Here is a 7,033-nt window from a genome sequence, read left to right as displayed (position 1 = left end):
GATAAGTTTTGTATTAAAAGGTTATTTAAGAATATGAATATTGAAGTTATTTTTAGTGAGAATGTTCGGTAGAAAAGAACTTTATTTTCTATCAAATGTTCTAACTATATTATACGAGGAGGGATAAGGTGGAGCTTAATATTGTTATTTGTGATGATGAACCGGTTCAAGTGGGGATTATTTCAAGTTTTATTGATAGGATGGGTTTAGACGCAGAAATAAATATTATAAAGACATATAGTGGAGAGGGGCTTATTGAGACTATAAAAAATAAAGAAGTAGATATTGTATTTTTAGATATTGAAATGAAAGAAATGAATGGGATGGAAGTTGGAGAATATATAAGGGAAAGAAATAAAGATGCTATTATAGTTTTTATAACTGGATATAAGGATTATGCATTTAATGCATTCAAGATCAAAGCTTTTGACTATATAATGAAACCAATAACTGAGAAAAAGTTTCAGAATTTGATGAAAGAAATAATTGATAAAGTAAATGAAAAAAGCTATTTGAAGGATATATACAATGTATTTACACTTAAAAAGGGAGAACAATATATAAAATTAAATTATGATAAAATTTATTTTTTTGAGAAAGTAGTCCATAAAATTAGGGTACACACATATGATGGAGAGTATGAAACATATGGAACTATAAAGGGGTTAAAGGAACAATTAGATATGGATACCTTTATACAATGTCATCAGGGATATATAGTAAATAAGACTAAAATCTTTGAGTATAGTGGAAAAGAAATATACATAGAAGATTTAGATCAATACATACCTGTAAGTAGAAGATTTAATAAAAAAATAAGACAAGTTGTTCTTGATAATTTATTCAGATAAGGGTTGATATGATGAAAATATTTATGTTACTAGAATTTATAGTAAGTTTTATTGACGGAATACTAGTTTTTTATTTTGTAAAGGAATGTATAAGATATGATGAAGTAGAAATCAAAAAAGGATTACTTATAGTATTTATACAGGTATGTATTAATAAAGTCACAAATTATTATTTTGGACTAGCTAGTATACAAGGCTTCACAATAATGTTTATTTTAACTGGGATAAATTTTAATATTATATTTAAAAATCGTATAAGAAATATATATTTTTATGCATTGCTGGCATTAATAACAAATATTATTATTGAGATAGTAGCTGTAGATTTATTAATGCGTATATTCCAATTAGACTATGAACTAATAGTACAGAAAAATGAAATAAGAGTAATATTTATGTTATTAAGTAAATTTATGTACTTCATATTCATAAAAAAGATAATAACAAAATTGAACTTGAAGATTACCTTAATAAACAGAAGGTTTTATTTAATATGGATGATATTATTATTTGATATATTAATTCTATTTGTAGTTGGATGGGTATACCAAAAAACTAATCTATTAAGTGAAAATACAGTTAGATATATATCAATAATAACCATTGGTGCTGTTTTTTTAAATATAATTATTTTTGCTATATTAAAAAAAATTGTGTATTATGCACAACAGGAAATAGAATGGAAAATAAAGGAAGAGAGTTATAAACAACAAACTTTTTATATAAACAATATAACTGAAGTGAATGATACCTTAAGGTCTCAAAGACATGATTTTAATCACCATTTAAGTTGCATTTATGGTTTATTAGAATTAAATAAATTAGATGAGGCGAGGAACTATGTAAATAACTTGGTGGAACAGGTAAATGAATTTAAAACTATAGTAAAAACAAACAATCCTATTATTTCTGCACTATTAAACTTTAAGTTAAAGTTGGCACAAAATAATGGAATAAAAGTAAATACACAAATAGACTTACCACCAAATATACATATAGAAGATATCGATTTATCCATTATTATTGGCAATACCATAGATAATGCCATAGAAGCATGTAAGAAAGTAACTGAAGAGCCATATATAAATATTGAAATATACCCCATTAGACAAAATATTATTATTAAGGTTATTAATCCTAAACATTCTGACTACCGGATAGAGGAAAATATGAAACAAGATAAGTTTACTACTAAGGAGGATAAAGAAAATCATGGATATGGATTATCAAATATAAGGTATATAGTTGAAAAATATAATGGTATTTTAAGAATTGAAACTAAAAATAAGCAATTTAAAGTAAATATTGCGTTACCCCAAAGGAGAAAGAATTAATTTCTTTCTTTTTTTATTATAGTCAACTAATTTTCTATAGAAAATTAGTTGACTATAATAAAAAAATATCGATTCCCTGCTCTCTGTACTTTGTACTCTGCACGAAAAAAAGAAGTGCCAACGGTACTTTTGTTTTTCCATTTAATAACATAACAATAACCAAATATGAAAGAAAAACAACCGCTTTAGCATAAGCACTTTACTATTAAAAGACAAAATTGTAATATATAAATATAAAATCTGTGGAGGCAAAAAATGATAGATACCGTTGCTAAAAAAACGACTGAAAAATTGATAAATAATGATATTATATCCTTCGATGATTATGACATTTATTTATATGGTCTCCAACTGGTATATTCGACAATAGTAGATTTTATAGGAATAATATTAATAACATTTGCATTGGGATGGATTAAGGAAGCGATTATTTTCTTACTTATTTTTAGCACATTAAGGGTACAAGCTGGAGGATATCATGCTAAAACTTATTTAAGCTGTTTTATTATGACATCATTATTTGTATTAGTACCCATATGGGGAGTTAAAAATTTAGAGGTATTAAAGTCTTTGAGCTTTCAAGGATTAATAATATTTATAGCAATGATTATATTTTTTATATTTGCTCCAAAGGATACCCCTAATAAACCCCTTAGCGAAAGGGAAGTAAAGAAGTATAGAAGAAATAGCAGAATACTTGTTACTGTATATTCATTAACTATTATAGTTACTTGCATATATAGTAAAAATTTAATAGAGTTTTGTGCTATTGCATCATTAGCGGTCTTTATAGAGTCATTGACATTAATAATAAATGATTAAGATTCTAATGAGGAGGGATAATTATGAAATCAAGAAAAATGTTAAAACTTGTAGCTTCTATGGCATCATTATTTACCAATGCAAGCTCAAATAGTTGCTGTTATTATTTATGCCATCAACCTAAATTTCCTGAAAAATTAAGGAAAAAATAGTTATATCATAAAGTTCCACTTTCTCACAAACCCCTACAATTTAAATTGTAGGGGTTTTCCAGTGGGAAAAGGAAATAATAAATTTTTGTAACATTTAAAGATTATGAATTTATTGACTTTATACATAGAGTTTACTATACTTAAAGTGTGTTTAAACATAAATAATAATAAGAAACAAGGGGGTCTTTAAATGGCAAAAGTTATGAAGACCATGGATGGTAATACAGCTGCGGCATATGTATCATATGCCTTCACTGACGTAGCAGCTATATACCCAATTACTCCATCATCTCCAATGGCAGAGAATGTTGATGAGTGGGCTGCCCATGGTAAGAAAAATATTTTCGGACAAACTGTAGATGTTACAGAATTACAATCAGAAGGAGGAGCTTCTGGTGCAGTACATGGTTCCCTTCAAGGAGGAGCTTTAACTACTACCTTCACAGCATCCCAGGGACTATTATTAATGGTACCTAATATGTATAAAATCGCTGGAGAGTTATTGCCAGGAGTATTTCATGTAAGTGCCCGTGCGGTGGCTAGTCATGCATTATCAATATTCGGAGATCATTCAGATGTTATGGCAACGAGACAAACAGGCTTTGCAATGTTAGCATCTGGAAGTGTTCAAGAAGTTATGGACCTTGGTGGTGTTGCCCATTTAAGTTCCATTAAATCAAGAGTTCCATTTGTACATTTCTTTGATGGATTTAGAACCTCCCATGAAATTCAAAAGATTGAGTTAATAGATTATGATGATTTTGCCAAATTAGTTGATTATGATGCGGTTAGAGAGTTTAGAAATAGAGCATTAAATCCAGAGCATCCTGTAACTAGAGGTACTGCTCAGAATCCTGATATTTTCTTCCAAGCTAGAGAATCAGTAAATCCATTCTATGATGCTGTACCTGATATGGTAGCTGATTATATGAAGGAAATAAGTGAGATTACAGGTAGAGACTATAAACCATTTAACTATTATGGAGCAGAGGATGCTGAAAGAGTTATAATAGCAATGGGCTCAGTAACTGATACGGCGGAAGAGACTATAGATTACTTATTATCAAAGGGAGAAAAAGTAGGTCTTGTTAAGGTAAGACTTTATAGACCATTCTCAGCTAAATATTTCTTTGATGTATTACCAGATACAGTTAAAAAGATAGCTGTACTTGATAGAACTAAAGAACCAGGAGCATTAGGAGAGCCATTATACCAAGATGTTCGTACATTATTCTATGATAAGGAAAATGCTCCTTTAGTTGTAGGTGGACGTTATGGATTAGGTTCAAAGGATACTACTCCAGCTCAAATAAAAGTTGTATTTGATAACTTAAATGAAGAAAATCCAAAGAATGGATTTACAATAGGTATAAACGATGATGTAACCCATACTTCATTAGAAGTTAAAGAAGAAATTTCTACAGTACCAGAAGGAACTATAAGTTGTAAGTTCTGGGGACTTGGTTCAGATGGTACAGTTGGAGCTAATAAGAATGCTATCAAGATTATCGGTGACAATACAGATATGTATGCTCAAGGTTATTTCTCATATGATAGTAAGAAATCAGGTGGAGTTACTGTATCCCACTTAAGATTTGGTAAAGCTCCTATAAAATCAACTTACTTAATTAATAAATCAGATTTCATATCATGTTCAATGCAGTCATATGTTGATCAATATGATTTGTTAAAGGGCTTAAAAGATGGAGGTAAATTCCTTCTTAATACTTTATGGTCCCATGATGAGTTAGAAGAAAAATTACCTGCATCAATGAAAAAATATATTGCAGATCACAATATAGATTTCTATACTATTAATGCAACTAAGATAGCTGCTGAAATAGGACTTGGACATAGAACTAATATGATTATGCAGGCAGCATTCTTTAAACTGGCAGAAGTAATACCTATGGAAGATGCAATTGAGTATCTAAAGGGTGCCATTGTTAAGTCATATGGTAAAAAAGGTGATAAAGTAGTTAATATGAACTATGAAGCAGTTGATAAAGGTATAGAAGCTTTAGCTAAAGTAGAAGTACCAGCTTCATGGGCAAATGCAACTGGAGAAGAACAAGCTGCAGTAACTACTGAGGAGCCAGACTTCATTAAGAACATATTAAGACCTATAAACAGACAAGATGGAGATTCCCTTCCAGTAAGTACATTTGTAGGTGCAGAAGACGGTACATTTGAAAATGGCTCTGCTGCATATGAAAAACGTGGTATAGCAGTTGAAGTACCAGAGTGGCAGATAGATAAGTGTATACAATGTAACCAATGTTCATATGTATGTCCACATGCTGCCATAAGACCGGTGTTAGTAAATGAAGAAGAAAAAGCTAATGCTCCAGAAACATTTGACACTAAAAAAGCTATAGGCAAAGGTTTCGATGGATTAGAATATAAGATACAGGTAAGTACATTAGATTGTACAGGATGTGGAAACTGTGCCGATGTTTGTCCATCTAAGGAAAAAGCTTTAATAATGAAACCTTTAGAGTCACAAATCGAAAAAGAAGTTCCAAATTGGAATTATGCTACTACAGTTTCAGAGAAGAAAGATTTAATGAAGCTTGAAACTGTTAAAGGTAGTCAATTTGCACAACCATTACTTGAGTTCTCAGGAGCCTGTGCTGGATGTGGAGAAACTCCATACCTTAAGGCAGTAACTCAATTATATGGAGATAGAATGGTAATTGCCAATGCTACAGGTTGTTCTTCAATCTGGGGTGGTTCAGCTCCATCAACTCCATTCTGTAAAAATGCAGAAGGAAAAGGACCTGCTTGGGCTAACTCATTATTTGAGGACAATGCTGAATATGGTTATGGTATGGCAATGGCTATTAAGAAAATGAGAAGTAGTCTTTTAAATATAATGACAGAGTTAGTAGAACTTGATGTTCCAGCTGAAATTAAAGAAGCTTGTAACGAATGGATAGAAGGTAAAGAGGATGCAAAAGCTTCTAAGGCTGCAACTATTAAACTTCTTCCATTATTAGATACAGAGGTTAATAATGATAGAGCTAAAGAGATACTTAGAGAAATTAAAGATAAGAAGGATTATCTAATCAAGAAATCAGCTTGGATCGTTGGTGGAGACGGTTGGGCTTATGATATCGGATACGGTGGACTAGATCACGTATTAGCTTCAGGTGAGAACGTAAATGTATTGGTATTTGATACAGAGGTTTATTCAAATACTGGAGGTCAATCATCAAAAGCTACTCCAACTGCTGCAGTTGCTAAGTTTGCAGCTTCAGGTAAGAAGACTAAGAAGAAAGACTTAGGACTTATGGCATCAAACTATGGATATGTGTATGTGGCTCAAGTTGCTATGGGTGCTAATAAGAACCAATTCATGAAGGCTTTAGTTGAGGCTGAGAAATATGACGGACCTTCACTAATAATAGCTTATGCTCCATGTATTAACCATGGTATCAAGGCTGGTATGGGTAAAACTCAAGAGCAGGAAAAACTAGCTGTTCAGTCAGGATACTGGCATTTATGGAGATTCAATCCAGAGCTTAAAGCAGAAGGAAAGAATCCGTTTGTTCTTGATTCTAAAGAACCAACAGCTTCATTCCAAGACTTTATAAATAGTGAAGTAAGATATACTTCGTTAGCTAAGACATTCCCAGAAATAGCTAAAAACTTATTCCAAGAAGCAGAAGAACAAGCAAAAGAAAGATATCAAACATACGAGCGTTTAGCTAATATGGAATATTAAAAAAAAGACCCTTTTCAGGGCAATGTCATTAAGTTAAGAAGAAATAAAGAGTTTTGTGTGTTCTTACACACAGAGCTCTTTTTTTATGTAATATTTTCATAAAACCCTTGATAAATTAGCAAAAATGCGGTGAATAACCTTGAGCAT

5 protein-coding genes are annotated in these 7,033 nt (G+C 31.0%); all 5 read left to right on the top strand.

Annotated elements, in window-relative coordinates; translation table 11 throughout:
* Window positions 1–128 precede the first annotated feature (128 nt).
* Window positions 129–851: a LytR/AlgR family response regulator transcription factor gene (locus V6137_RS20290; RefSeq protein ID WP_425449767.1), complete on the top strand. Its 723-nt coding sequence runs from the start codon at window positions 129–131 to the stop codon at window positions 849–851.
* Between the two features lie 11 nt (window positions 852–862).
* Window positions 863–2,185, top strand: coding sequence for a sensor histidine kinase (locus tag V6137_RS20285; RefSeq protein ID WP_425449766.1), 1,323 nt, complete (start codon window positions 863–865; stop codon window positions 2,183–2,185).
* A gap of 255 nt (window positions 2,186–2,440) precedes the next feature.
* The gene (locus V6137_RS20280) at window positions 2,441–3,007 is read left to right on the top strand and encodes an accessory gene regulator ArgB-like protein (RefSeq protein ID WP_425449765.1); all 567 of its coding nucleotides are present in this window, start codon (window positions 2,441–2,443) and stop codon (window positions 3,005–3,007) included.
* A gap of 23 nt (window positions 3,008–3,030) precedes the next feature.
* Window positions 3,031–3,159 (top strand): cyclic lactone autoinducer peptide, encoded by a 129-nt coding sequence (locus V6137_RS20275; RefSeq protein ID WP_425449764.1) that lies wholly within the window; start codon window positions 3,031–3,033, stop codon window positions 3,157–3,159.
* A 190-nt stretch (window positions 3,160–3,349) separates the two neighbouring features.
* The gene (gene nifJ / locus V6137_RS20270) at window positions 3,350–6,886 is read left to right on the top strand and encodes a pyruvate:ferredoxin (flavodoxin) oxidoreductase (protein ID WP_425449763.1); all 3,537 of its coding nucleotides are present in this window, start codon (window positions 3,350–3,352) and stop codon (window positions 6,884–6,886) included.
* Window positions 6,887–7,033 lie beyond the last annotated feature (147 nt).

The organism is Dethiothermospora halolimnae (assembly GCF_037577855.1).
GTDB classification, from domain to species: Bacteria; Bacillota; Clostridia; order Tissierellales; family VENL01; genus Dethiothermospora; species Dethiothermospora halolimnae.
The sequence above is the reverse complement of the archived record's forward strand: the minus strand, read 5'-3'. Positions and strand labels throughout refer to the sequence as shown.